Genomic DNA, 26,438 nt, shown 5'->3' on the forward strand with positions numbered 1-26,438 from the left:
AGCCAATCTTTACGAGCTTTTATTTGCTGTTGTTGTTTATTCATGGATAAAGATTTTCAACTTTACACCATAAATTTAAGTCATTTTTGTAGCGGATCTATTGATACTTTACATATTAAACAATCTCAATCAGACTTCCTCTTTCTTCATCTTTAATGATGTTGAGCGCCGTTGGGATTTTCTCTTTCAGCTCTTCAACGTGCGAAATAATTCCTACAATCCTGTTTTCTTTCATCAGGTTGGTGAGCGTTTCAAAAACGATATTCACAGATTCCGTATCCTGAGTTCCGAAACCTTCATCAATAAAGAAGAAGTTTTTATCGGCCTGCGCATTGGCCTGAACACTTTCTGCCAGAGCCAGAGCCAGACTTAAAGATACCTGAAATGCCTGCCCTCCGGAAAGCGTTTTTACACTTCTGCTTTTTCCTTCGTTGAGGTAATCAATGATTTCGAAATCATTATTCTCATTCAGCTGGAGGCTCAGCTGATTTCTGGTCATCCTGTGAAAACGTACATTGGCATGATCGCAAAGCTGTCTCAGATAAATAGATGAAACATATTGTACAAAGCCTGCTCCTTTGAACAAATTCATCATGATCTTCAGATTTTCTGAACGTTTCTGAAGCTTTACATGTTCTTTTAAAAGACTTTCTTTTTTTATAAATTCTTTTTCTAATCGATCTATTTCAGCGGTTTTTGTGACTACAGAATCATTGATCTGTTTTTGTTCGGTTTGCGCTTCATTAAATTGCTTTTCAGTCAGAGAAAACTGTTCATTATCGAATGAAAGTCCCTTCAGCTTTAATTCAAGTTCTCCGATGAATTTCTTTAAAGCTTCAAATTCAACTTTGAAAAGCTGAACTTTAGTCCTCACCAGCTCAACATTAATTTCCTGAAGTAAAATATTCTCAACTTCTTTGAATTCTGTGAAATTCTGCTCTGCCAATGCTTTGATAATTGCTTCCTCATTCCATGAAATTTCCTTCTCCAGCTCTGTAATCTGCTTTTCAGATTGGCTTGCAATAGCCTTTTGCTCTGCCAGTTTCGGAGAAAGAATTTTTTCCTGCTCTACAGTTTTCAGGTAATTTTCTTCAATCTCTTTATTAGAATAAGCAAGCTTCTGATATGATTCTTCAATTTCTTTTATTTCCTTTTGAGCATACAGATCCCATTCGAGAATTTTAAGACCGGAACGGCTGATATTAATTTGCTCCTGCTTCGAAACTTCTTCCAGACGGAAAGCTTCCAGAGCACTCTTATATTTTTCCAGTGTTTGGGATTCTCTGTCAAAATTTTCCCTTGCTAAAGCGATATTCCTTTCCGTTTCTTCGATCTTTTTCTCCAGCGCAAACGAGTCTGAACGTTTTTTCTCAAATTCCTCTTCCTGGTTGGAAGCAAATTGTTTCCAGGTGAAATTCAGCAGATGATTTTCAATATCCTTCTGAATCTGCAGAAGTATTTTTTGTTCCGAAAGAAGCTGTTCCTCAAAGATCTTTTTACGGTCCAGAATCTTGTCAATTTCAGCCTCCTGCTTTTGAAGTCCTGTTCCTTCCTGTTCAAGCGATGCTATTTTCTCCTGAATTTCCTGTAGTTCAGTATTTACATCATGAAATTCTACAATATGCGGATGTTCTTTAGAACCACAGAGCGGGCAGTTTTCTCCGTCATGAAGTTCACTGGCAAAACGGGAAAGTTCTTTTTGTATTTTGAGATGATCCAGTTTATGGGAAAGTTCCTTTTTTTGAGTCTCTAAGGTTTCTTTTCTGATTCTGAAATCTTCTTTATAATTTTTGGTATAAGCAAAAGGCTTTAATTCTTCTGTAATTTCTCCGATCTGCTTTTGATGTTTCCCGATCTTTTCAGCTTGTTCCTGAAGCGATTTTTTTAAATTCTTTTGTTGAATAAACCAGTTACCCACTTCAGAAAGCAGGGCAGAATCCAGTTTTTGTTCTTTTAAGGTTTTAATCTGTGCGGAAAGTTCATCAATGGTCTTTTGAATTTTCTCTTTATTAAGATCTACTTCTTTTACTTTTTCAGAACCTTTCCGGGTTCTTTCGTTCAGGATCTTGATTTCTTCAGAAAATTTCAGGATCTGAATGATAAGGTTCAGATCATTTTCCTGAATCCTGGATTGCTCTAAGGCTTTAAACTGTGGTTCAAGGACCATGAGCTGCTCTTTTACAGTATTAAAAACCTTTTCAGTTTCCTGCCAGTCTTTGATTTGTTGTTCCTTTTCGTTTCGTTTTGCAGAAATCTCTTTCGAGAGTTTATTTTTCTCAATAATCAAAGGGTTGAAAATTCTGAAAATCCTGTCGTATAATTCTGCCTGTATTTCCAGAGCATCCATCTGAGGCTTTTCTTCAGAGAGTTTACTGAACTTTTCTTTGTTTTGCTGTAAACTGTCAAAGTCACTTTTAAGGTTTTTAAGCTGCTGATATGCCTGGGAAGCCTTTTCCAGTTTTTCATTGGATTCCGAGAGTTTTTTCTGTTCCTCTACAAGTTCCTCTTTCTGAATCTTGATTTTCTCCTCATTTATTTCTTCAAACCCTTTTAATTGCCCTTCCAGCTGATCCAGTTCAGATCTGTTTTTTATATTGAGTGCAGAAACATTGTTCTGAAGATCAAATTTCTGAAGATTAAAAATTTCCTTCATCATGTTCGTTCTTTCGGCAGCACCCAATTCAAGGAATTCTTTGAACTGTCCCTGCGGAATAATGATGGTTCTTTTGAAGTTGGAATAGCTTAATCCAATAATAGATTCTGCATTTGAGTGATCCAGAGGAATCCATTTGCCGTTGATGTTTTCATAAAATGTAACCGCATTAGGTTTTACCTCTTCGAACTTTTTTGAATTTCGCTTAAAATCACGGGAAGCACGGAAAAGTTTATTCTCATAATTGATAAAATCAAATTCAATATAAGAACTGTTTGATTTTAAATTCATCATATTATAAGCCCTTTTATCGCGCATATTCAGACGTTCCGTTTCACCGTATAAAGCAAACGAAATGGCCTCAAGAACTGATGATTTTCCGGAACCCACAGCCCCGAAAATCCCAAACAACCCCGCCTCAGTGAGATTTCTGAAATCAATGGTCTGGCGTTCCCGGTACGAGTAAAGTCCTTCGATAGTTAATTGAACAGGGATCATAGCTTATGCATTTAAAATTTCGTTAAACAAATTCATCAGTTCTTCATTGGCTTCCTGTCCGCCGTTTTTAGATTTAAAATAATCTTTGAATAAAATATCAATATCCTGACTTAAATTGATTTCATGGTTTTGATCTTCTGCCAATTCCAGATTTTTTACTTTGGGGATAAGGTGAACAATTCCGTTGTGAGACTGATAAATTAATCTTCTTTCATCTGCCGTTAAAAAAGTCTCACTTTCCAGTGTAAGTTCAATAAATGTATTGGGATTTTCACCCAGCCACTGAACAGCATCATCAATGGCGGTAAATGTTTTTCGGACTAAAGCTCTGCCGCTTTTCAAGAGTTTCTTCTCGTAGGAAACTGTTTTTCCCGGCTCTGCATCAATAATGGAAACATACTTCTTTTGTCCGGCTTCGCTGAAACTGTAGCACAGAGGAGAGGATGAATAAATCACAGGTTTTTCCTTCGTTCCGATATTCTGAAAACCATGGAGGTGGCCCAATGCCGTATATTGAATCTGCTCGGGAATACTGTCCGAAAAAATCAAGTCTGCGTTTCCTATCTTAATCGGCTTTTCTCCTTCTGGTTCTTCCAACACTTCTGCACCTCTTTTATTCATGTATAAATGAGCTGTCAGAAGATTGACTCCGTTATCATCACAGAACTGATCTGCAAGGTTTTTCCATGTCTGGGAAAGCACTTTGTTGATTTCTTCCTCTTTATTTTCTCCAAAGTATTCCTTTAACCGGATTTCATTTGCAAAAGGTGTGTGAAGAATTCTTACAGGAAAGTTGATCCCATCAATTTTCAGTTCTATAAAACCTTCTTTTGAGAGGGTAATGTTAAAATATTCTGTACCAAAAGGTGCGATCTCTGCTTTAGGATGGCCTATTAAAATAATCCCACACTCCCTTGCCAAAGGATCGGGAGCATTGATTAAGCTGGGAGAATCATGATTACCGGAAATAGCAATCACAGGGCGCTTACCATTCAATGATAAACGTTTTAATGTTTTATAAAAAAGTTCAGCAGCCTCTACACCTGGATTGAAATTATCGAAAAGATCACCGGCAATTAAAACCATATCAACGTTTTGTTCGTCAGCAATCTGAACAATTTCATTCATAACCAAAACCTGTTCTTCCAGTCTTGAAAAACGGTCGAGACGCTTACCCAAATGCCAGTCGGCAGTGTGGAGGATTTTCATAATGTAAATTTGAGAATTAAAAAGAGTATATGCAGCGTAATTTTCAAGTTGTTTCGCAGAGAATTATTTTGAAGTTATTACAATGTAAAGATAGAGAATACTTCATTTAAAAAATTAAGGTTTTCCTTACTTCGGATCAAGATAATTATAGCTTATTGTCAGCTTCTCTTGCTTTGAAATCTTCCCGGATTTGTTTTAACCTTGCTTTTCTTTCAGCTTCTGCATTTTGGATTTTACGTTTTTTCTGATCGATTTTCTTTTTATTTTTCTTCCTGTTCGCTTCGTTGTTTTTGCTCATGTTTTGTAACGGATAATTTTTATTGGTAAGGAATGGCTTCTTCAAAAATAAGAAACAAAAAGGGAAGAAGAGGTGTAGATTTTCATATAAACTTATAATCAATTAATTTTGCAAAAAAAAGATGGAACAGTCCAAAGATCCTTTACACGGAAAAAGACTGGATGCTATCCTTGAAGAACTGGTAGAATACTATCAAGGTTTTGAAAGGCTGGGCGAACAGATCAATATAAAATGTTTTACAGATAACCCAAGCATAAGCTCTTCTCTGAAGTTTCTGCGAAAAACTCCCTGGGCAAGAACAAAAGTCGAGAGCCTGTATCTCTTTATGCTAAGACAAAAAAAGAGAGACGAAAGTAGAAAAAAATAAAGGCTGTAAAAAGAAAATCTCCATTTCTTTATGCCTTTCATAGCTTCCTTCTTCCAACCTCCAGCCTCCAGGCTCATTGAATCATTTCAAAAAGAGTATATTTGTATGATTAATCGTGAAAGAAAATCACGAAAAAAAGAAAAAATATGACAATCGAAAACAATCACGTTGTAGCTGTAAAGTATATACTTCATACGATCGAACCAGATGGAAGTAAGATTCTTGTAGAAGAAACAACAACAGAAAATCCACTTACATTTTTGTATGGTGTGGGAATGATGATTCCAAAATTTGAACAAAATATCTTAGGTTTAAAAGCTGGAGATAAAGCGGCTTTCGTAATTCAGCCTGAAGAAGCTTACGGTGAAAGACAGCCGGATGCTATTGCACAATTACCAGTGGAAATGTTTAAAGAATCAGGACTTCCGCCTGTAGGAGCTATTTTACCTTTATCAGATAATCAGGGGAATAACTTCCAGGCTTTTGTAGTAGAAATTACTCCGGAAGTTGTAGTAGCAGACCTTAACCACCCGATGGCTGGAAAAGTATTGGATTTCGACGTGGAAGTTTTAAGCACTCGCCCTGCAACAGAAGAAGAGTTGGCGCATGGTCACGCTCACGGAATTGACGGAAACGAAGCTCACTAAAAATATAAATGCCCGAATTTTTCGGACATGTTTCAGATAAGAAAATGAGCCACAGATAATCCTGTGGCTCATTTTTATTGATAAGGTTATAACAGGTATTGATTGCTTGGCATTCCCCTGTGGAGGGGTGGCGAAAATTCAAAGAATTTTTAACGGGGTGGTTCTATACGCAAAACATCACTACATTATATTTTCTCAATCCGTTTCCTCATCCAAAAACTCCCCGGAAACATAATACCAGCGTTCGTGCATCTTCTGAAAAACAGAAAACTCATGATGAACTTGCGGATGCCCGTCCTGATCGGTATAATAAGCCTTAAATTCTACATGGTTTAAAGCCGGAGTACGGATGATTTCCAGTTTTGTCCATTGGTTGATTTCTCCCCATTCCTGAAGATCTTTCTTATTGTGGTATTTTCTTTTTCCCGGAAGGGTAGTCTCCATCAGGTATTCACCATTCGGAATGGCAAAAGCAGAAAATCTTGAGCGCATCAGAGCTTCAGCCATAGGAGCATGTTTTTCTCCGGTATGATAAGGCTTGCAGCATTCTTCGTATGATTTTCCTGAACAGCATGGACAGTTCATATATTGTATTTTAAATTTTGAATGCAAAAATAATGAATCTCATTAGAAAGGAGTTCTGCCTATTTGAATTTTATAATGGAATTAATATGTTGAATTGTTATATATTCAATAGAAACGGGCTAAAGCCCGTTCAAAATAAATAAACAAAAGTCCACCGGCTTTAGCCGAAACATAGAAAATTTTATTTATCACAGATAGGTATAAAAAAGAAGCACTCTGATTAAAGAATGCTTCCATTGATTTATTTAATAAACCCTCTGTTTCTCAATAAAGGTTTGATATCCGGATCGTGTCCTGTGAAATCTCTGAATGCCTGATTCAGATCTACAGAATTTCCTACGGAAAGAATATATTTTCTGAAACGGTCACCGTTTTCTCTGGTTAAACCACCGTTCTTACTGATCCATTCCCAAGCATCGTTATCCAATGTTTCAGACCACAAATACGCATAGTATCCTGCAGAATATCCACCTCCCCAGATGTGTGCAAAATAAGGTGTGTGATATCTTGGCGGAACTGTGGCCAGATTAAATCCATGGCTGGTTAGAGACTGCTTTTCAAAGTCTAAAACAGGAATGAACTGATTTTCATTGCTTACCGTATGCCAATCCATATCAAGTTCAGCAGCCGAAACCAATTCTGTAGTCATATAACCCTGATTGAATGTAGCTGCCTTTTTGATTTTATCTACCAAAGCCTGCGGAATAGGCTGTTTTGTTTCATAATGTACAGCATAATTCTTCAGAACAACCGGATCTAAAGCCCAGTGCTCATTAATCTGGGATGGGAATTCCACGAAGTCTCTCGGTACATTTGTTCCTGAAAGTGAAGGATATTTCTGGCTGGCAAACATTCCGTGAATAGAGTGACCAAATTCATGGAAGATGGTTGAAACATCGTCATAGCTGATTAAGGAAGGTTTTCCCGGAGCAGGTTTCTGATAATTGTAGCAGTTCACGATTACAGGTTTTGTTCCCAGCAAATAAGACTGCTCAACAAAATTACTCATCCATGCACCACCGTTTTTAGAATCCCTTGTATAGAAATCCAGATAGTAAATGGCAATAGATTTTCCATCATGATCGAAAACTTCATACGTTACTACGTCCGGATGATAAACCGGAAGATCTGTTCTCTTTTTGAAAGTCAGTCCGTAGAATTTTTCAGCAGCAAAGAAAACTCCTTTTTCAAGAACGGTTGTAATTTCAAAATAAGGTTTAATTTCACTTTCATCAAGGTCAAACTTAGCTTTTCTTACCTGTTCAGCATAGAAATTCCAGTCCCAGGGTTCTACTTTGAAACCTCCTTTCTGCTGATCAATAAGATCCTGAATATCTTTTGCTTCACGTCTTGCCGTTTCTACTGCCGGAGTAGCAATCTGGTTCATCAGTTTAGTAGCTGCTTCAGGGGTTTTTGCCATTTGATCCTGAAGTTTCCATTCTGCAAAGTTTTTCTTGCCTAAAATCTGTGCTTTCTTCAATCTTAGTTTAGCAAGCTGCTCGATGGTTGATCTTGTATCGTTGGCATCTCCTTTCTCAGCTCTTGTCCATGAAGCTTTAAATAGCTTTTCTCTGGTAGCCCTGTTTTTTAAATTTTGTAAAAGAGGCTGCTGTGTTGTATTCTGTAAAGTCAGAAGATATTTTCCTGGTTGTCCTGCTGTTTTGGCATCAGCTGCTGCCGCTGCAATTTCATCAGCAGAAAGTCCATCCAGTTCTTTGGCGTCTGAGAAGAAAACTCCACCTTGCTTTCTTGCTTCCAGTAATTTGTTGGCATATTGTGTAGAAAGAGAAGCCAGTTCCTGATTGAGCTGCTTTAATTTTTCTTTATCCGCTGCAGAAAGGTTAGCTCCTGCAATTTCAAAATTCTGCTTATAATATTGTAAAAGTCTTTTGCTTTCAGAATCCAGACCATCTTCTTTGATGGATTGTATTCTTTTATAAAGATTTTCATTCAGGTACAGTTTATCAGAATGTGCCGCAAAAATAGGGGCATATTCTTCATCCAAGGCCTGTAAAGTAGGGTTAGTATTCGCACTTGTAAGGTTTGAAAATACAATTTGTGCTCTTCTCAGTACTTCACCACTTTTTTCCAATGCAACGATGGTATTTTCAAAAGTAGGGGCAGCCGGATTGTTGGCAATTTTTATAATTTCAGCTTCATGTTGCTTTAAACCATAATTAAAAGCTGGTTTGAAGTGTTCGTTTTTGATTTTGTCAAACTCCGGAGCTTCGTATTGAAGCTTACTCTTCTTCATAAAAGGATTGGAAGCTAAAGAGGGGTCAGGTGCAGGTAGCTCCTGTTGAATATCGGTCTGTTTCATTGTAGTACAAGATTGATTGAACGCCAAGGCAGAAATTAATAATACCGATGAAATATTCTTCATAAATATAGTTGTTATTAAAGCATAAAGATATTAAAAACTTGTATCATAGAACATATTTCGGCGGATGTATTTCTTTAAGCCCTTTGTGGTATTTACAGTATTTTCAAATGTAATGTAATATTTTTTATAAATTAGTTGTTATTTAAATAAAGAAATCAATAAAAAAATTAACAAAAGGAATAAGCATGAAAACAAGTACTTTATTTATTTTTTCAGCCTTAGTGGCTTTAGCCTCATGTAATGATAAACATGAGAACAGAAACAGAGAAAGGGAAGGAGACAAAAGTAATTGGGTAGAGAAAGTAGTGAGCAAAGAAAGCGGCCCGATACAGCATAAGGAATTTAATGGTGATTTTGATGAAATTCAGGTTTCACAGGCCATTGAAGCAGAAATTATAAAATCTGAGACTGAGAAAGTTGAAATCTCAGCCCCTCAAAGTATCATTGATGAAATTCTGGTGGATAATGATGGAGGGAAACTGCACATTCATTATAAGCCGGGGATCAGAGTGATGAATATCAGTAAAGTGACAGCGAAGATTTATGCCAAAGACTTTAAAAAACTCCTTGCCGATTCAGCAGCAAGAATTATTGTAAAAGATAAATTTACCCAGGAAAAAACAGATATCGAAGCATCAAGTGCAGGAAGTATTTCCGGAGACCTTGAAGCGAATGATATGGATATCAATGTAAGCAGCAGCAGTAGTTTCGATGGGAAAATATGGGCAGTAAACCTAGATATTGAATCTTCATCAGGATCAACTCTTGATCTTTCCGGTAAAGCAAAAAAAGTAGACGTAAGTGCTTCTTCAGGAAGCAGTGTTTCCGCTAAAAATGTCATTGCTGATGACGTGGAAGCAGATGCTTCCAGTGGAGCAAGTGTTCACATAAGTGCTGTCTCAAGTGTGAAAGCAGGGGCTTCATCCGGTGGAAGTGTGGATATCTCGAAAAAAGGAGAGCTTAAGAGCGTGATAAAAGACGAAAGCAGCGGCGGAAGCGTAAACATCCAATAAACTAATCCTGGGTTTCTTCCTCATCTTCTTCATCTGCGGATGAGGAACCTTCCCAGTTTTTATTATCAAAATTAAGATTATCATAAGCCAATAAATCCTCCTCTCGCTGGAGGATTTCTTTTGTGGTAAACAAGGTAATGTCTTCATCATTTTCCTTCATTTTTGCCAGCTTCCGGATTGATGCTTTATCAATAGCCATAAATCTTTGCCCAAGACGTCTTGCAGCATATTTCCTCATCCCCGTTTCATGAAGTACATCTACAGCCATATCTACAGCTGTTCCCAGTGTTTCACGGTAAATGTGATTGACTCCATTGTTCAGATAATCATAGGCATCAATCCTGTTTTTCGCTCTTACGAAAATTTTGACTTTAGGATAATGTTCACGGACAAGTTCTGCAATGAACTTATTATCGTCAGGATCATCCAGACATAAAACGAGAATTTCAGCATCTTCAATTCCTGCCGCTCTTAAAATGGGAATTCTCGTAGCATCACCGTAATAGACTTTAAAACCATAGCTTCTGAGAAGCTTCACACGATCAGAATCCCGGTCCAAAACGGTAGCTGATATTTTATTGGCTTTTAAAAGACGTCCTACGGTACTTCCAAAATGCCCGAAACCTACAATAATAATTTTCTTTTGAGCAACATCGCTGTCGAGAATATTATAATCATGTTCTTCCTCGGGAATTTCTTTAATGAATTTCGGAGTGATAAATTTATCATTGATGATGAGAAGAATAGGAGTGATACACATGGTAATTGCCGTAACAGCCATCATCTGTGCATTCATCTCCGGCCCTAAAAGATAAAGATCTGATGCATAATTCAGCAGTACAAATGCAAATTCTCCGACCTGAGAAAGGGCAAAGGCATAAAAAAGACTTTGGGGAGTATCTATCCTGAAAAATTTTCCAATGGTGTATAAAACCACAAATTTTACAGCCAGCACGGCAAAAACAGTACTGAAGATAAATAAGGGATCTTGCTGGATAATATTAAAATTAATGGTAGACCCTACACTCACAAAGAAAACAGCTAAAAGCAGGCCTTTGAACGGATCAATCTGTGCTTCCAGCTCATGACGGAATTCACTGTTGGCAAGCATTACTCCTGCCAGGAAAGCACCTAAAGCAGGTGAAAGGCCGATCACCACCATCAGCTCCGAAACCCCAATAACCAGAAATAATGAAGAAGCAGTCAATAGCTCTGACATTCCTGATTTTGAAACATAGCGCAGAAAAGGAACAAATACATATCTGCCGAGTAGAATCAATAATGCTACCCCGAAAATAACCGTTCCGGCCTGAAGCCATTCCGGGAGTTTTTGAATCAGAATCTGAATTTCATTGTCATGATGTTTGGCCTTATAATTGGCAAGAATAGGTAATATCGCCAAAATAGGAATTACTGAAATATCCTGAAACAGCAGGGTAGAAAATGAAGCTTCTCCCGCGGTAGTCTTGAGGTTGTTTTTTTCCTGTAAAGTCTGCAGAACAATGGCGGTAGAAGATAGGGCAAAACACATGGCAATGGCAATCGCTTTGTCTACTCTCCAGCCTACGCTTGTGAATACCAGGAAAAGCAGAAGAATGGTAAGGGCCATCTGAGAAAGTCCAAGACCCATTATTTTCTTTCGCATTTCCCAGAACTTCCGGGGCTCCAGTTCCAGACCTACCAAAAATAAAAGCATGATCACTCCAAACTCGCTGGCATGCATAATGTCATTGACATTGTTTCCTGTAAGTTTAAGGACGTAAGGACCTATGATAATTCCTCCTAAAATATAACCGATAACAGAACTCAACCCTAATTTCCTGGCCAATGGAACCATGATAATGGCTACACCGAGGAAAATTAATGTGTTCATCGCTAAGCTGGATTCCATATGCTATTGATTGAGTAGTTCTGTAAATTCTTTTTTATGTAAAATAATTTCTTTTTTAGAGAGCTTATTGGCTTCGTATACAATTTTGATGTGCTTAATATCTGCTTTGAAAACTTTTAATGAAACAATAAGCCCGCTGATGAGTTCATCTATGGTATATTGATAAGTGCCGGTTTTGCTGAAAGACCTTTCTTTTCCACCTGTGGTTACCAGAATATAGACTTCTTTTCCTTCGAGTGGATTATGTTCGCCCTCTTTCAGCCAGTCTCTGTCGAAAACTTCATCAATCCATAATCTGAGAAGAGGAGGCATTCCGAACCATATCAGGGGAAACTGGAAGATAAAACGTTCATAGTTTTTAAGGCGTTTCCTTTCCCGGAAAGCTGCGATATGAAAGTCAGGATATTCTTCGTAAAGATCTCTCAGGGTATAATGCTGGTGGCGAACGTAGAAATTGATGAGCTCTACATTCGAATTGGAGTGCTCCAGATAGGGGTGTGCAAATACTACCAGCGTCTTCTTCATAATCCTGTTTTCAGTAAATATAGTGAAAAAATATTGAATAAAAGGTGGTTTTTAAGAGGTTTTATTAATTTTTTACTATCTAAATGTCAAATTAACATTAATAAAAGTTAAAGAATCAGTATTATTTTAGGTTTTTAAATAAAAAAATCAGATCATCACGATCTGATTTCTATATAAATTTTAAATTGACTTGTTAATTTACCAACCTCCGGATGCGCCACCGCCACCAAAGCTTCCACCACCGCCGAAGCCTCCGAATCCGCCTCCGCCACCTGAACTTCCACCGCCAAAGCCACCTCCTCCGAAGCTGCCAGGGAATGGGAAGAAACCGCCAGGATAATTTCTGCGTCCTCTTCTGGTGATGATCACATCATCATCGTCGTCATTATTTCCGCCACGTCCACCACCTCTGTTTCCAAAAAGGATAGCAATGATGATGAAAATAATAAAAGCAATGATAAGAACTTTAAAGGCACTTCCGTTGCCGGAAGGAGCTGTTGTGGCTACAGGTTTGAATTTTCCCTCAACAGCCTCCATAATCGCTGAGGTTCCACCATTGATCCCTTCATACCAAAGTCCTTTTTTGAAATTTGGGGTGACGATGTAATCTAAGATCTGCCCAGCTACTGAAGCGGTAAGGTATTGCTCTACGGCACGCCCCTGTTGGATAGACATCGTTCTGTCTTCTGTTGCGATAAGGAAAACCACTCCGTTGTCTACTCCTTTTTTTCCGATTTTCCATTTTTCACCAAACATGGTGGCCAGAAAATTTACATCTTCTCCTTTGGTAGAGCGGATGATCACCACTTCAATTTCTGTTGAGGTAGAATCTGCAAACTTGATCAGTTTATGATTAAGTGCATCTTTTTCCTGCTGGGAAAGCAATCCGGCTTCATCAAAAACAGGATACAGCACCGCAGGTTTTTCAGGAATGGTGTATTGTGCTGATACAAAAGTGTAAAAGCAGAGCAGTAAAAATGAAAATACTATTTTAAGAGAACGTAATTTCATTTGGAAGTTGGTTTGGGTTTTCTCCTTCCACAGGAAAATGTTTTTTGAGTTCAAGTCCTGTTTCCAGGATAGCACTTTTCAGCGCCTGATAATAATTTCCTTTGGCAAATTCAGCAGTGATATAATCGTGAAGATGATCCCAGTACGACTGTTTTACTTTTTCATGAATTCCGGTATCTCCAATGATGGTAAGATATTTTTGTTCGAAGTTGACATGAAAAAGCACCGCATTTCTGTCGGCTGTCTTATCCATAGCCAGTTTTTTAAAAACTTCAAATGCAGTCTTGGCATCACGGTTTTCCGTATTGGAATCAATATGCACTCTGATCTCTCCCGTAGAATGATCTTCCGCAGACTGAATCGCTTCCACAAGGGAAGCGATCTGTTGATTTGTAAGGAAATTACCCATTATTATTTGAATACTTCAGGAGCTTTCTGAGCGCCTGCGTCAGCTTTGAAATAAGGTTTTTCTTTGAAGTTTGTGAAATTCGCCAGAATATTATTCGGGAAAGTCTTGATGGAAGTATTATAATCCTTTGCAGCATCATTATAGTAAACCGTTTCAGTTCTGATACTGTTTTCAATAGCAGTGTATTCTCTCTGGAAGTTGATATACTGCTGGTCTGCTTTTAGGTTAGGATAAGATTCCACCACGGCCATCAATCTGCTTAATGCACCCGATAATTCTCCTTGTGCTGCCTGGAATTTAGCCAGATCAGCTTCGGTCATATTCGTAGGGTCAATATTGATAGAAGTCGCTTTGGAACGGGCTTCCACAACTTGAGTTAAAGTTTCCTGCTCAAATTTTGAATACGATTTTACAGTTCTTTCCAGGTTAGGAATAAGGTTGGCTCTTTTCTGATAAACAGTCTCTACATTAGACCATTTTGCATTTACTGTCTGTTCTTTGTTGACAAAACTGTTATATCCGCTTTTTCCCCAGAAGAATAGAATTGCAACAATAATAAGAAGGGCAATACCAATGGTTCCTGCGCCCAGACATCCTTTATTTTTCATAGTTTATTTTTTTAAATTTTTTGTGCTAACCAAATATACAAATTATGTGCTAATTTTGTAAAAAATTATTTGAATGACAACAATAGTGGTGGCAATGGGAGAAAAAAATGAAATTGGTTTTGAAAACCAGTTGCTTTGGCATCTTCCCAAAGATTTGAAACATTTTAAAGAGATTACTTCAGGGCATCCGGTTATTATGGGAAGAAAAACATACGAAAGTATTGGGAAAGCCCTTCCAAACCGTACCAACATTGTCGTGTCAAGAAAGAAAGATTGGTTTGAAGAAGGAATCCTTATTGTAGGAAGCATCAAGGAAGCATTGAAATTTGCCAGGAAGATTGATGAAGACGTTTTTGTAATCGGTGGTGGAAATATCTACGAACAGACCATGGATGTTGTGGACAGACTAGAAGTGACGTTGGTGAAAGCAGATCTTCAGGCTGATACATTCTTTCCGAAAATAGATCCGAAAATCTGGAAAATGACCAACGAAATCTGCCATGAAAAAGATGAAAAGAACGGTTATGATTTCTGTTTCCAGACGTTTGAAAAAATTAAAAAAGAAGAATAAGCGTCAATAGTGATTTTTGCTTCGCAAAGTGAATCGTGAATTTCTCACAGGTACAAAAAATTAACAAGCGCAGCGAATTGACCATTCACCATTGACTTTTTGAACTTTAAGCCTTAAATTTATTATCTTTGCACTTCTAAAATTTAATAATGAATAAATACATAAAAATTGCAGTAGCAGCACTTCTTATCCTGTTAGGACTTTATATGATGATTTTCACAAGAAATCTGGGATGGGGTATTGTTGTTTTTCTTTTGGCTGCATTTCCCATCTTACTATTCTTTAAGAATGAATATATTCTTTTGGCATTCTGGCAATTGAGAAAACAAAATATGGAGAAAGCCGGAGAATGGCTGTCTAAAATTACAGATTATAAAACACAGCTTCATAAGACTCAATATGGATATTTCCACTATTTATCAGGATTGACACAAGCTCAGGATCACCCTGCGAAAGTAGAGCCTTTCATGAAAAAAGCATTGGAATATGGTTTGAATATGAAACACGACAGAGCAATGGCTACTTTAAATCTTGCAGCTGCCGCTATTTCTAAAGGAAGAAAACAGGAAGGGCAGAAATTACTGGAAGAAGCAAAAAGACTGGACAGTGCAGGAATGATGACCGATCAGATTAAAATGATGAAAGAGCAGTTGAAAATGCCAACCATGCAGAAGCATATGCATAACCCGAATATGAGAAACAGAGGAAAATTCTTCTAGTCATCCTAACATATACTATAAAAGTCCTGAATTTTTCAGGACTTTTTGTTTTTTATTTTTAGAATTAAAAGTTTCTTTTGGGTAAATAAATACTTTTAAATATTGTTGTCCGATTTATTTAAAAATAATTAACAGGTCGCTCCTCCGGAGCTACGACTTTAAAACAATACGTTCTATTAACAGTTGGCTCCCACTGGAGCTGGATTTGATTCTGTCGGGATTTATTGTTAACAGAAAATATTGGACAGAATTACCTTTAAATTACATTTCCGAATTATTGTCATAGCCATAAAATTTAGGCATCTGCCAATGGTATTTTACAGCAAATGTTCGAATCGCAACGATCAGTAAAATAGTGAAGATTTGTATAAAAGTATAGGAAAGCATTGTATATCTTGTCATCAATAGAAATGCTGCTCCGCCCACTATACATGCTGTGGCATAAATTTCCTTTCTGAAAATTAATGGAATTCTATTGAGTAATATATCCCGTATAATACCACCAAAACAGCCGGTTATGGTTCCTAATGCAATACAGATCATGGGGTGGATTCCTGCATTTAAACCTTTTTGTACACCAATTATGGTAAATAATCCGAGCCCGAAGCTGTCGAAGATAAATAAAGTGACTTTAAAGTTTTTCTCAAGAGATTTGAAGATCATTGAAAAAATACTGGTCACCAGAATCAGGGTACACATCAGAATATCATGCATCCAGAAAACAGGGATATCAAGCAGCAGGTCTCTTACAGTTCCTCCTCCTACAGAAGTTACAAATGCAATAATAAGCACCCCGAACGGATCCAGCCGTTTCTGCATTGCTGCAAAACTTCCGGACATGGAAAAGGCAATGGTCCCAAGGACTTCTATTGCAAAATTGAACTGTTCGTGCATATATAATTATAAATGATTGTTGATAAATGATAATTGATGAATGATTTCTGCTTAAGCAAATTCTTGGCCATTATATCAATTATCATTTATCGCTCATCAATTATATTTTTTTATCGCTCTACTCTCACGGATTCAGGAACCAGCAGTTCGTATTCACCTCCATGGTTAAGGATCTCTCTTACAATACTGCTGCTGATGAAAGATTTTCCTGAAGAAGTTAGTAAGAATACGGTTTCCAGTTTTTTGTGGGCTAAAGTTCTGTTGGTATGGGCAATTGCTTTTTCAAACTCGAAATCAGCCGGGTTTCTCAGGCCTCTGATGATGTATTGTGCGTTTTTTTCAAAGCAATAATCAACGGTAAGTCCTTCAAAATAATCTACTTCCACATTGGGAAATTCTGCTACAGAGTTCTGGATAAATTCCATTCTTTTTTCAAGAGGGAACATATATTTTTTCTGAGAATTTTGTCCTATAGCAATGATTAATTTATCAAATAGCGGTGCCGCTCTTTCTATAATGTCGTAATGTCCTAGTGTAATCGGGTCAAAAGACCCGGGGAAAACAGCAATTTTCATGTTGTACGAGTTATGATTTTGAGTAGTGAATTATTTGTTAAAAGTGTATTCAATCTCTAACTTCTAACCTAATCTCTAACTTCTTATTATTTATTAAGTGCTTTTTCAACTTCATTTCCACAAAGATCCATGATGGAAATTCCATAATGTCTTGCCTGTTGAGGGAGAATACTTGCAGGAGAGAATCCTGGGTTGGTATTCATTTCAAGCATATAAGGAATTCCGTTCATCAGAATGTATTCACTTCTGGAAAAACCACTCATTCCTAATGAATTATAAGCCCTTTTGGCGATTTCTTCCACTCTTTTTGTAGTCTCTTCGTCAATTCTTGCCGGCGTAATTTCTTCAGAAGCGCCTTCGTATTTTGCCTCGTAATCGAAGAATTCATTGGTAGGAACAATTTCTGTAATTCCTAGCACGATAGTCTCTCCTTTAAAATCAATAACGCCTACGGAAACTTCCATACCGTCGAGGAAGCTTTCAATCAGAATTTCATTATCTTCCTTGAATGCAATTTCAGTGGCAGCAATAAGTTCTGATTTTTCCTTTACTTTTGAAATTCCCAGTGAAGAACCGGACTGGTTAGGTTTTACAAATAATGGAAGATTCAATTCTGCTACAATTTTATCCACATTGATGTCTTCCCCTTTTCTTAAATAAATACTTTTAGCAGATGGTATTCCGTATTTTGACAATACGGCAAGAGTGTCTTTTTTATTGAAAGTAAGAGCACTCTGATAAAAATCGCAGCCTGTATATTTTTGGCCTATGGCATCCCAGTATGCCTGAAGAATTCCGTTTTCTCCCGGGGTTCCGTGGATGATATTGAAACAAACATCAAATTTTAAGTTTTCACCATTATCTAAAGTCACAGAAAAATCTCCTCTGTTGATGGCATATTTTGTGTCATTTTCCCCTAAAAAATACCATTCATCTTTAAGGACTACTACCTTATATACATCATAGAGATTTCTGTCCAGAGAATCATAAATCAATTGTCCGCTTTTTAAGGAAACAACATATTCATCGGAATAGCCTCCCATTACTACGGCAACACTTTTTTTATTCATAACCATATAGTATCAATTAAGGCAAATTTAATCATTTTATGCAATGCAATACGGGAAATCGGCAAATTTTAAAATCAAAAATGAATTGTGTTAAATAAAAAGTCCATTCTAAAATTATTAGCTATATTTGCGGTTATAATTAAAGTATTTTTAAGTATGCTTAAATCACTTTTCAATTGGAAAGTTTTACTGAATTTAGTTGTAGCCATCGGTGTTTTCGTGGGGCTTGTATGGCTTACATTTCGCTGGTTGGAGTACCATACTAATCACGGTCAGGAAATTCCTGTTCCCAATATTGTAAATAAATCGGTGCATGATGCCGTTAAAATATTAGATGATACAGGGCTGGAATATGAAGTAGACAGTGCCAATTATGATCCTAAATACAGACCATTCCAGGTATTGCAGGTATATCCTGCGCCAGGTTCCCGTGTAAAAGACGGAAGAACGGTAACGCTAAAAGTAAATCCGAGAACATGGGCTCCTATTGCGGTGCCGAATGTGATCAATAAATATTCGGGACTTGCATTCCAGAGACTGGATCAGGTAGGCCTTAAAATCGGAGATACGATTTATGAGCCTAGTATTCAGAAAGATGCTCTTTTAAGAATATTATATAAAGGAAATGCGGTAAATCCGGGTACCCGTTTACCAAGATTCTCTACTATTGATGTGGTAGTAGGATCCGGGCCGATGAGAAATATCTCGATTCCTAATGTTGTAGGACTTACAGTAAAAGAAGCAAGAGCCGTCATTACCAAAAGTATGTTTGAAGTAGGATTGGTAGAGCATGAAGATGGAGGTAAAGATGAGTCTGATATTATCTATTATCAGGATCCTGCTTCCGGCGATGTTCGTGACCAGGGAATGCAGATCGATCTTTGGGCAAGTAAGAGGACTCCTGCCGAATTAAGAGCTAAAGTAGAGCAGCTGAATTCTATCTATCGTATGAAAGTAGATACTTCACTTCCTCCGGTACGATATGAAGAAGTGCATAGTGAGCCAAGTTATGAAGCTCCGGTAGTACCAGCTCCTAGAAGAGAAACTCCAAAACCTGAAGTACCGAAAACTGAGACTCCAAAACCTCAGACTACCACTTCTAAACCTGCAGCCCAAAGTACAGAGAAGCCTAAAACTTCCACCACTACCTCTGCAGCAGGAAGTACAGCCAAGCCGGCTGCAACAACCACTCAGCAGCCTTCACAAAAGCCGAAAGCTAAGAAGGTTGTCGTAGAATAAAATCAGATTAATATCAAAAATACAGGCTTCAACTGCAAAATGTTGAGGCCTTTTGTGTAAAAAATATAAAACAATGTCAGAAGATAACGAAGATTTTTTAGATGAAGAATTATTAGATTCCAACAGTATCGAAAATATCGATATTGACGAGGAAAATAAAGGTTTGTATGAACATCTTAATATCACTGTTGACAGTAAACAGGAACCATTAAGAATTGATAAGTTCCTTTTAATATACAGACAGAATTCTTCAAGGAATAAAATTTCACAGACCTGCAGAGCCGGAAATGTTATCGTGAACGGAACTGCGGTGAAACAGAATTACCGGGTGAAACCGGGAGATCAGATTTCAGTTTTGCTTACGCACCCTCCAAGAGAAAATGTCATTATTCCACAGGATATTCCGGTGAATATTGTTTATGAAGATGATGATCTTGTAGTTGTAGATAAAGAAGCAGGAATGGTAGTACATCCCGGATTCGGAAACTGGGACGGAACATTGGTGAATGCGCTTGCTTTCCATTTTGAAAAGAACGGAGAGAAATCCGATCTTGACAGAGTAGGCCTTGTCCACAGGATTGATAAAGATACATCAGGGCTGTTGGTGATTGCGAAGAATGAATATGCATTGAGCTTCCTTGCCAAACAGTTCTTTAACAGAACTACAAAGAGACTGTACTGGGCTTTTGTGTGGGGAAATATGCAGGATGATGAGGGAACCATCAGAGGCCACATCGGAAGACATCCTAAAAACAGAATGCAGATGTCAGTTTATGAAGACGGCAGCCAGGGGAAACACGCTGTGACCCATTATAAAGTCCTTGAGAGATTCAAATATATGACCTGGGTAGAATGTAAGCTGGAAACGGGTAGAACCCATCAGATCAGAGCGCATTTCAGACATATCGGCCATACTTTGTTTAATGATGAAAGGTATGAGGGGCATACTCCTTTGAGAGGGGTAAATCTTCCCAAATACAAGCAATTTATTAAAAATGTTTTTGAAATTTTGCCAAGACATGCCCTTCATGCCCATACCCTTGGATTTATACACCCAACAACAAAGAAGGAATTATATTTTGAGAGCCCAATGCCCAAAGATATGGCGGATGCTGTAAAAAAATGGAGAAATTATTTGGAAAACTAAAAATATATTGAGATTTTTTTTATATTTGTTGAATTGAAATCAAGATTTGTTATGAGAAAACTATATGCTATCGTATGTTTAGCTCTTTTGTCAAATGCATACAAAGCACAAGAATCACTACCATACTATCAGCAATATCTTTTGGATGGTGAGTTCCTGTTCAACCCAGCTCAATACGGAAAAACAGATTACGTACAGCTCAACGCCAATTATCAACAACAATTTTCAAAATTCAGTAATTCTCCGAATGTACAGTCAATCGGGATCAATGCGAATATCTTTGATAGAGTAGGTGCTGGTATTTCCGTGTTCAGAGACAGTAACGGACCGATCTCTGCAGGTGGTATCACGGCTGGTGCTTCATATTTTATTCCGCTAAGTAGTGAAGGAGACAGAAAAGACCAGTTCTCTTTCGGTACAAGTGTTAACTTCTATAACATGAATTTTGATTATTCAAAAATCAATACTGAAGAAGGAGGTGACCCATTATTGAGAGGTGAAGAAAGCAACATCTTCATGGTGTATGCCAACTTCGGTTTGGCTGCTACCTACAGAGGATTATTCGGGGGTGTTTCCGTAAATGATATCGCATTAAGTAATGATGCCTCTATCGTAAACAACTACGAGCCTTCTCCAATTAAATTCTTCTTAAATTTAGGATACAACTGGAACATTGCTGATAATATTACCATTGCACCGTCAGCATTGATCAACCTTAACACAAACTCAACAAGAATGATCGACTGGAACCTGATGGCGACATTCTCTAACGATATCAACGCATTCTCTTTCGGGGTAAGCTACAGAACGGTTCAGAACAGATTTGACAATCAGGACCTGAGTATCTCTCCAATTGTAAAGGTAAGATTCAACAAATTCATGATCGGAGCTACGTATAACCTTGGATTATCTGATATCCAGAGTTATGGAGGAAACAGCTTCATGATCGGTCTTGGATATAACTTCGACAACTTTATTAATGCTAGAGGATTTAGATACTAATTAATTTAATTTAAATAAATTTGAGCTCTGAAATTTTTCAGAGCTTTTTTTATGATATATATTCACATTCCGTTCTGTAAACAAAAATGCAGTTACTGCAACTTTCACTTTTCAACATCCCTGAATTTCAAGGATGAAATGCTTCGTGCCATGAAAACTGAAATACTGCTGAGAAAAGATGAATTGCAGAACAAAAACCTGAAATCCCTGTATTTCGGAGGGGGAACTCCTTCTATTCTTTCTGTGGATGAAATCAGTTCTTTAATAGGCGAAGTATTACGATATTTCAGTTTTGAAAAAGATATAGAAGTTACTCTGGAAGCCAATCCCGATGATCTGGATAAAAATTTCTTAAAACAGCTTGCCGGAACACCTGTAAACAGACTGTCCATTGGTACACAAAGCTTCTTTGAAGAAGATCTGAAACTGATGAATAGAGCTCACAGTGCTTCTGAAGCAGAAAGTTCCATCAAGCGGGCACAGGATTCCGGCTTTGAAAATCTGAGTATTGATCTGATCTATGGTTCACCCACATCCAATCTTGAAATCTGGAAAGAAAACCTTAATAAAACAATTGCTTTAGAAGTTCCCCATATTTCATCTTATGCATTAACTGTTGAGCCTAAAACAGCTTTAGAAAACTGGATCTCCAAAGGGAAAATAAAAAGTCCCCGGGAAGAAGAGCAAAACAGGGAATTCTATTATCTATCCGACTTTTTAAAAGATCATGGTTTTGAACATTATGAAGTTTCCAATTTTGCCAAACCTGGCTTTTACTCACGCCACAATTCTGCTTACTGGAAATACAATGAATATCTTGGAATAGGACCGTCAGCACATTCCTATAACGGATTTGATGTCCGAAGCTGGAATGTCGCCAATAATCAGCAGTACATCAAAAAACTGAATGATAAACTTCTTGCCAAAGAAGAAGAAATTCTTTCCCAGGAAGATCAGTTTAATGAAATGATTATGATTGGCTTACGAACCATCTGGGGAGTAGATCTTGAAAGTTTAAAAACTAAATTTTCAGAGAGATTGTTAGAACATTTTCAGAGAGAAATCAAAGCTAAAATGGAGGAAGGTATTTTAATCATTGAGAATGAACATTTAAAAATTCCTGAAAAACATTGGTTTATGGCAGACGGAATTGCTTCAGATTTGTTTATTGTATAATGTTTGTATATATACAGCATGCCATAAAATTCACTATTTTTGTATAAAATTTCAACTCATTTGAAAACAAAAAAACAAGATTATTCACATCTTTCACCCAACCAGCCTATCGGAATTTTCGACAGCGGAGTAGGAGGTCTTACCGTTGCCAAAGAAATCAAGAGACTTCTTCCTAACGAAGATCTGATCTATTTTGGAGATACAAAGCACCTTCCTTATGGAGAAAAATCCAAAGATGCGATTATTGAATATTCTACTAAGATCACCAATTTTCTGCTTGAGCAGAACTGTAAAGCGATTGTTATTGCCTGTAATACGGCAACGGCTAATGCTTTGAATGAAGTGATGCAGTCTGTTGCAGGAAGAGTTCCTGTCATAGACGTTATTAATCCTGTGGCCGAAAAAGTATCATATGAAATCCATAATAATGTAGGCGTAATTGCTACCAAAGCAACCGTGAATTCAGGGCTCTACAAAAAGAGTATCCGAAAGCATAATAAATGGATCAAAGTAGACGAACTGGCAACACCTTTATTGGTGCCTGCTATTGAAGAAGGGTTTAAAAATCATCCGATTACTCATGCTATTATTTATAATTATTTAAGTAATAATAAATTAAAAAATATTGAAACTCTGATTCTTGGCTGTACGCATTATCCTCTTTTAATTGATGAGATTAAACAGTACTACGGAAACAGAGTCCGTGTCATTGACTCTCCGAATATTGTAGCCAATCATCTGAAGATCATTCTTGATAAGTATAATCTTTTACATGATCATAACTCAAAGCCTAATTATCATTTCTATCTTTCGGATATTACCAAAAATTTCGAGAAAATTTCAAAGAAGTTCTTTGGAAAATCCATTGACTTAGAATTGAAAGTATTATAAATAAAAAGTCTGCCTCATATTGAAGCAGACTTTTTTATTTGTGTTCTTTGTGGAATAATTAGTGAAATTTGTGTTTAAAATTACGCTTCCACAATTACTTTTTCAGCCTCCAGTCTTTTCTTTGGATTAAATTTAGGCTGGTTTGCATCTGCTTCATCTCTTTCCCCGATGGCTACAGCAAATAAAGTTTCGTATTTTTCATTATTCAGGATCGCATCATAACCTTCAGGTTCAATTCCTTCCATCGGAGTAGAATCTATTCCCATCGCTGCACAGGCAGATAAAAGAACTCCTAATGATAAATATACCTGATGTCCAAGCCATGATTTTATAGCCTCTTCTCCTTTAGGTTTTACCATAGTTCGGTAATAATTAACAGGGCCTTCTGGAAGGTTTTCCTCTATTTGTTTCTCAAAGTTTTCTATGTTTTTTATCACCTGAAATACAATGATGTGGCTGCTGTCCAACACTTTTTCTTTATTAAAATAAGATTTGTCCCCCAATTGCTTCTTCAGTTCAGGATCATTTACGAATATAAAATTCCATGGCTGGCTGTTAATAGATGACGGGCTTAAATTTAAAATCTCCTGAAGTACTGCAATTTGCTCTTCACTGATTTTTCCCTGTGGATTATACTTTTTTACAGTATACCTGTTTTTCATTTGGTCTAAAAAGTTCATAATTTTATACTATCATTTTTATAGTTACAAAATTAATTTAAGTTTCCTAACTTTGCAATAACGGTAAAAAATGATAGTATAAAAATGTATACAATAGATAATAAATCCTATCCCTGCTGTACCAGCGTTACGATGAAATTTATAGGTGGGAAATGGAAAGCAGTAATTTTACACCACCTTATCGGAGGAACTAAGCGTTATAATGAAATAAGAAAATCGATTCCTACCATTACGGAAAGAACATTGAGTTTACAGCTAAAGCAATTGGAGGAAGATGGAATTATTGACCGGAAAGTTTTTACAGAAAAACCACCTTTAGTGGTAGAATACGAGTTAACAGACTTTGGAAGAACTTTATTGCCTGTTCTGGAAGCCATAACAAAATGGGGTGAGGAGGCGCCGGTTATCTCCAAAAAAATAATCAGGAATTAAAGTTCCTGATTATCTTCTTTATTGGGTTCAAAAAAACTGAAACTTACGTTTCCGTATTTTCGGGTATCTGTTAAGTTGGGATGTTCCAGTTTCATACGGCTTTGGTGTTCCACGATAAGAACTCCGTTTTCTTTCAGATATTTATTATTTAACACTAAAGAAATCAGCTCGTAATACTTTTTCTCTTCCATTTCAAAAGGAGCATCAGAAAAAACAATCTCAAATGCCTTTTTATTTCTGAATTTTTTAAGCCAGTCGAAGACATCTCCTCTCTGCACATTGATCTGAAGTGCCATATCAAGCTCAGAAGCCGTAGTGTTGATAAATGCCGTATGTTTTGGGTTCATTTCCACAGAAGTCACATTCTGACATCCTCTGGAAGCAAATTCCAAGGTAATAGAGCCAATTCCTGCAAAAAGATCAAGAACGGAGATCGACTGCATATCGTATTTGTTTTCCAGAATACTGAATAAAGCCTCTTTCGCAAAATCGGTAGTAGGCCTTACTTCAAAGTTTTTCGGAGCGGCAATTTTCTTGGCTTTCCATTTGCCTGATATGATTCTGAACATATTGTTGTTAGGGTTTAGGTAGTAGATTATAGGAGGCAGGTGAATGTGTTTTAATTGCTGTTACCTGCAGCCTGTAACCTAATTAAGTATAAAATTTTTGTTGGGAATATTGTCAAAAACAATTTTCAGGTTTTTAACAAATTTCTGAAGTTCGGAAATAAACGTTTCATTTTCCGTAGTTTCTCCATAAGCATAAAAACTGGTTTCATTGATTCCGAAACCTATCTTGCTCAATGTAAACATAATGAAGTAAAGGAAATCTACTTCAGAATTGACATCCAGGTTATTATAAAGAATAATTTTCTTATTATCGATCGCAAAAAATTCACACTGGTTATGGTACAGATTAATATGAATTTCCTTACTGGTTTTATTATTGATCGAACTTAGAAACTTTTCCCCGGAGAAATTAAAATGAACCGGTAATGCCAGCTCTTTTATTTTCTTATAATAGTTTTTCGGGAAAGTATAATAAAACTGAATATTGAATTTTTTGTTGATCGAAAGCATCAGCTCTTCTTTTTCTCTGTCAGTCGGAGCGTTGAAAGCAATCAGATCAAATCCTACCTCATGCTCAGAGAAGCCTTCCGGCATCAGGGTAAAATGATTCAATGCTGAAATCACATGGATCTCGTCGTAGCGCTGCTTAATAAGAACTTCGTCCAGCTTTTGGTCAATAAGATTGGCTGGTGTCTCTTCAGTAACGAAATAAGACTTTTCCTCCAGAATGTTTTTGTTTTTAACAATCTGGCAGATCAATCCGTCTTTGGTAAAAAGTAAATTAAGTACGTTCATATTTCAATTCCTGCAAATTTAGTGAAATTCTACCATTACCGCACCCGATTGATGGTGAAGTATTTCCTTATTATAAAAATCAATATTGACCTGACTCTCCAATACGTCCCGAACCATCCTCTGTAAAGTACCGTCACCAATTCCGTGAACAATTTCCAGTCTCTTCAGGTTGTTTTTTCTGCAAAACTCAATGACTTCAATCAGTTTTTCCTTTTGTATAAACAATCTTTCAAAGCTGTCATAGTCATTGGGATTCTTTACCAAATTATGAAAATGCAGGTCTAAAACCAAATGATTTTTCTGATGTTTCTTGGAAATGATTTTTTTAGGTTCCGCTTTTGTTACAACTCTTATATTTTCATACAGATCAGCATCTTTCGGAACCAGTTTTTCTTTGGGATATTGATGGGTAAAGCCATATTCATCTTTAAAAACGACAATATTACCCTTCACGGAAGTAATTACCCCGCTTAAATCCTCATCTACTACCGAAACCTTATCGCCGATCTTCATAATTTTTAAAGGTTTGTATGAACCAATATTTGTGCAAAGGTAGAAAGTAAAATGTATGAACACAAACT

28 protein-coding genes are annotated in these 26,438 nt (G+C 37.0%); 11 read left to right on the forward strand and 17 right to left on the reverse strand.

Annotated features, from left to right (window positions below):
- Positions 1–115 precede the first annotated feature (115 nt).
- The 3 genes from FFS26_RS15315 to FFS26_RS22565 all read right to left on the reverse strand — a co-directional run bounded on the left by FFS26_RS15315 (position 116) and on the right by FFS26_RS22565 (position 4,658).
- A complete protein-coding gene (locus tag FFS26_RS15315; RefSeq protein ID WP_137905460.1) occupies positions 116–3,151 on the reverse strand; it encodes an AAA family ATPase in 3,036 nt (1,011 codons plus the stop codon).
- Between the two features lie 3 nt (positions 3,152–3,154).
- Positions 3,155–4,360, reverse strand: coding sequence for an exonuclease SbcCD subunit D (locus tag FFS26_RS15320; protein ID WP_137905461.1), 1,206 nt, complete (start codon positions 4,358–4,360; stop codon positions 3,155–3,157).
- Between the two features lie 145 nt (positions 4,361–4,505).
- Entirely contained in the window at positions 4,506–4,658 is a 153-nt protein-coding gene (locus FFS26_RS22565; protein WP_171006328.1) for a hypothetical protein, read from the reverse strand.
- A gap of 121 nt (positions 4,659–4,779) precedes the next feature.
- Here FFS26_RS22565 and FFS26_RS15325 point away from each other — a divergent pair, with 121 nt between their 5' ends.
- Together FFS26_RS15325 and FFS26_RS15330 are read left to right on the forward strand one after the other, a co-directional pair.
- A complete protein-coding gene (locus FFS26_RS15325) occupies positions 4,780–5,025 on the forward strand; it encodes a VF530 family DNA-binding protein (protein ID WP_110011714.1) in 246 nt (81 codons plus the stop codon).
- A gap of 146 nt (positions 5,026–5,171) precedes the next feature.
- Positions 5,172–5,672, forward strand: coding sequence for a peptidylprolyl isomerase (locus tag FFS26_RS15330; RefSeq protein ID WP_062675624.1), 501 nt, complete (start codon positions 5,172–5,174; stop codon positions 5,670–5,672).
- Positions 5,673–5,867: 195 nt separating this feature from the next.
- On the opposite strand, the gene FFS26_RS15335 is transcribed toward FFS26_RS15330, so the two are convergent.
- Positions 5,868–6,257, reverse strand: a complete 390-nt coding sequence (locus tag FFS26_RS15335) for a YchJ family protein (protein WP_137905462.1) — start codon at positions 6,255–6,257, stop codon at positions 5,868–5,870.
- A 241-nt stretch (positions 6,258–6,498) separates the two neighbouring features.
- Positions 6,499–8,640 carry a M3 family metallopeptidase gene (locus FFS26_RS15340; RefSeq protein ID WP_110011716.1) on the reverse strand — a complete coding sequence of 714 codons (2,142 nt, stop codon included), beginning with the start codon at positions 8,638–8,640 and terminating at the stop codon, positions 6,499–6,501.
- A gap of 185 nt (positions 8,641–8,825) precedes the next feature.
- On the opposite strand from FFS26_RS15340, the gene FFS26_RS15345 reads away from it, so the two are divergent.
- Entirely contained in the window at positions 8,826–9,653 is an 828-nt protein-coding gene (locus FFS26_RS15345; protein ID WP_110011717.1) for a GIN domain-containing protein, read from the forward strand.
- Position 9,654: 1 nt separating this feature from the next.
- Here FFS26_RS15345 and FFS26_RS15350 read toward each other — a convergent pair whose 3' ends face one another.
- The 5 genes from FFS26_RS15350 to FFS26_RS15370 form a co-directional block, all read right to left on the reverse strand.
- Positions 9,655–11,544: a monovalent cation:proton antiporter-2 (CPA2) family protein gene (locus FFS26_RS15350; protein WP_110011718.1), complete on the reverse strand. Its 1,890-nt coding sequence runs from the start codon at positions 11,542–11,544 to the stop codon at positions 9,655–9,657.
- Positions 11,545–11,547: 3 nt separating this feature from the next.
- Entirely contained in the window at positions 11,548–12,069 is a 522-nt protein-coding gene (locus tag FFS26_RS15355; protein ID WP_110011719.1) for an NAD(P)H-dependent oxidoreductase, read from the reverse strand.
- 198 nt (positions 12,070–12,267) lie between these two features.
- Positions 12,268–13,080 (reverse strand): TPM domain-containing protein, encoded by an 813-nt coding sequence (locus tag FFS26_RS15360; protein ID WP_062675618.1) that lies wholly within the window; start codon positions 13,078–13,080, stop codon positions 12,268–12,270.
- Complete coding sequence (locus FFS26_RS15365) at positions 13,061–13,489, reverse strand: TPM domain-containing protein (protein WP_227942397.1); 429 nt, start codon at positions 13,487–13,489, stop codon at positions 13,061–13,063. Before FFS26_RS15365 ends, FFS26_RS15360 begins: the two co-directional genes overlap by 20 nt.
- A 2-nt stretch (positions 13,490–13,491) precedes the next feature.
- Positions 13,492–14,097: a LemA family protein gene (locus FFS26_RS15370; protein WP_034693337.1), complete on the reverse strand. Its 606-nt coding sequence runs from the start codon at positions 14,095–14,097 to the stop codon at positions 13,492–13,494.
- A gap of 73 nt (positions 14,098–14,170) precedes the next feature.
- On the opposite strand from FFS26_RS15370, the gene FFS26_RS15375 reads away from it, so the two are divergent.
- Entirely contained in the window at positions 14,171–14,668 is a 498-nt protein-coding gene (locus tag FFS26_RS15375; RefSeq protein WP_137905463.1) for a dihydrofolate reductase, read from the forward strand.
- Positions 14,669–14,817: 149 nt separating this feature from the next.
- Complete coding sequence (locus FFS26_RS15380) at positions 14,818–15,387, forward strand: hypothetical protein (RefSeq protein WP_110011721.1); 570 nt, start codon at positions 14,818–14,820, stop codon at positions 15,385–15,387.
- A 261-nt stretch (positions 15,388–15,648) separates the two neighbouring features.
- Here FFS26_RS15380 and FFS26_RS15385 read toward each other — a convergent pair whose 3' ends face one another.
- The 3 genes from FFS26_RS15385 to FFS26_RS15395 all read right to left on the reverse strand — a co-directional run bounded on the left by FFS26_RS15385 (position 15,649) and on the right by FFS26_RS15395 (position 17,926).
- A complete protein-coding gene (locus FFS26_RS15385) occupies positions 15,649–16,281 on the reverse strand; it encodes a trimeric intracellular cation channel family protein (RefSeq protein WP_137905464.1) in 633 nt (210 codons plus the stop codon).
- A gap of 110 nt (positions 16,282–16,391) precedes the next feature.
- Positions 16,392–16,856: a pantetheine-phosphate adenylyltransferase gene (gene coaD / locus FFS26_RS15390; protein ID WP_047428484.1), complete on the reverse strand. Its 465-nt coding sequence runs from the start codon at positions 16,854–16,856 to the stop codon at positions 16,392–16,394.
- A gap of 86 nt (positions 16,857–16,942) precedes the next feature.
- The gene (locus FFS26_RS15395; RefSeq protein WP_110011734.1) at positions 16,943–17,926 is read right to left on the reverse strand and encodes a D-alanine--D-alanine ligase; all 984 of its coding nucleotides are present in this window, start codon (positions 17,924–17,926) and stop codon (positions 16,943–16,945) included.
- 156 nt (positions 17,927–18,082) lie between these two features.
- Here FFS26_RS15395 and FFS26_RS15400 point away from each other — a divergent pair, with 156 nt between their 5' ends.
- The 5 genes from FFS26_RS15400 to murI all read left to right on the forward strand — a co-directional run bounded on the left by FFS26_RS15400 (position 18,083) and on the right by murI (position 23,381).
- Complete coding sequence (locus tag FFS26_RS15400) at positions 18,083–19,165, forward strand: PASTA domain-containing protein (protein ID WP_110011723.1); 1,083 nt, start codon at positions 18,083–18,085, stop codon at positions 19,163–19,165.
- A gap of 73 nt (positions 19,166–19,238) precedes the next feature.
- Positions 19,239–20,312: an RluA family pseudouridine synthase gene (locus FFS26_RS15405; RefSeq protein ID WP_171006329.1), complete on the forward strand. Its 1,074-nt coding sequence runs from the start codon at positions 19,239–19,241 to the stop codon at positions 20,310–20,312.
- Between the two features lie 51 nt (positions 20,313–20,363).
- Positions 20,364–21,314, forward strand: coding sequence for a PorP/SprF family type IX secretion system membrane protein (locus tag FFS26_RS15410; protein WP_110011724.1), 951 nt, complete (start codon positions 20,364–20,366; stop codon positions 21,312–21,314).
- 51 nt (positions 21,315–21,365) lie between these two features.
- Positions 21,366–22,490 (forward strand): radical SAM family heme chaperone HemW, encoded by a 1,125-nt coding sequence (gene hemW / locus FFS26_RS15415; protein ID WP_137905465.1) that lies wholly within the window; start codon positions 21,366–21,368, stop codon positions 22,488–22,490.
- Positions 22,491–22,550: 60 nt separating this feature from the next.
- Positions 22,551–23,381 carry a glutamate racemase gene (murI, locus tag FFS26_RS15420; protein ID WP_137905466.1) on the forward strand — a complete coding sequence of 277 codons (831 nt, stop codon included), beginning with the start codon at positions 22,551–22,553 and terminating at the stop codon, positions 23,379–23,381.
- An 80-nt stretch (positions 23,382–23,461) separates the two neighbouring features.
- On the opposite strand, the gene FFS26_RS15425 is transcribed toward murI, so the two are convergent.
- Positions 23,462–24,061, reverse strand: coding sequence for a nitroreductase family protein (locus FFS26_RS15425; RefSeq protein WP_110011726.1), 600 nt, complete (start codon positions 24,059–24,061; stop codon positions 23,462–23,464).
- Between the two features lie 84 nt (positions 24,062–24,145).
- On the opposite strand from FFS26_RS15425, the gene FFS26_RS15430 reads away from it, so the two are divergent.
- Entirely contained in the window at positions 24,146–24,493 is a 348-nt protein-coding gene (locus FFS26_RS15430; RefSeq protein ID WP_110011727.1) for a winged helix-turn-helix transcriptional regulator, read from the forward strand.
- Here the strand turns inward: FFS26_RS15430 and FFS26_RS15435 are convergent.
- The 3 genes from FFS26_RS15435 to FFS26_RS15445 form a co-directional block, all read right to left on the reverse strand.
- Positions 24,490–25,062, reverse strand: a complete 573-nt coding sequence (locus FFS26_RS15435; protein WP_110011728.1) for an RsmD family RNA methyltransferase — start codon at positions 25,060–25,062, stop codon at positions 24,490–24,492. The two genes, FFS26_RS15430 and FFS26_RS15435, sit on opposite strands and share 4 nt — an antisense overlap.
- A 78-nt stretch (positions 25,063–25,140) precedes the next feature.
- A complete protein-coding gene (locus tag FFS26_RS15440) occupies positions 25,141–25,857 on the reverse strand; it encodes a DUF3822 family protein (RefSeq protein ID WP_137905467.1) in 717 nt (238 codons plus the stop codon).
- An 18-nt stretch (positions 25,858–25,875) separates the two neighbouring features.
- The gene (locus FFS26_RS15445; RefSeq protein ID WP_110011730.1) at positions 25,876–26,370 is read right to left on the reverse strand and encodes a Smr/MutS family protein; all 495 of its coding nucleotides are present in this window, start codon (positions 26,368–26,370) and stop codon (positions 25,876–25,878) included.
- Between the last annotated feature and the right edge of the window lie 68 nt (positions 26,371–26,438).

The sequence above is a fragment of the Chryseobacterium sp. 2VB genome, assembly GCF_005503635.1.
In the GTDB taxonomy this organism is placed as follows: Bacteria; Bacteroidota; Bacteroidia; order Flavobacteriales; family Weeksellaceae; genus Chryseobacterium; species Chryseobacterium cupriresistens.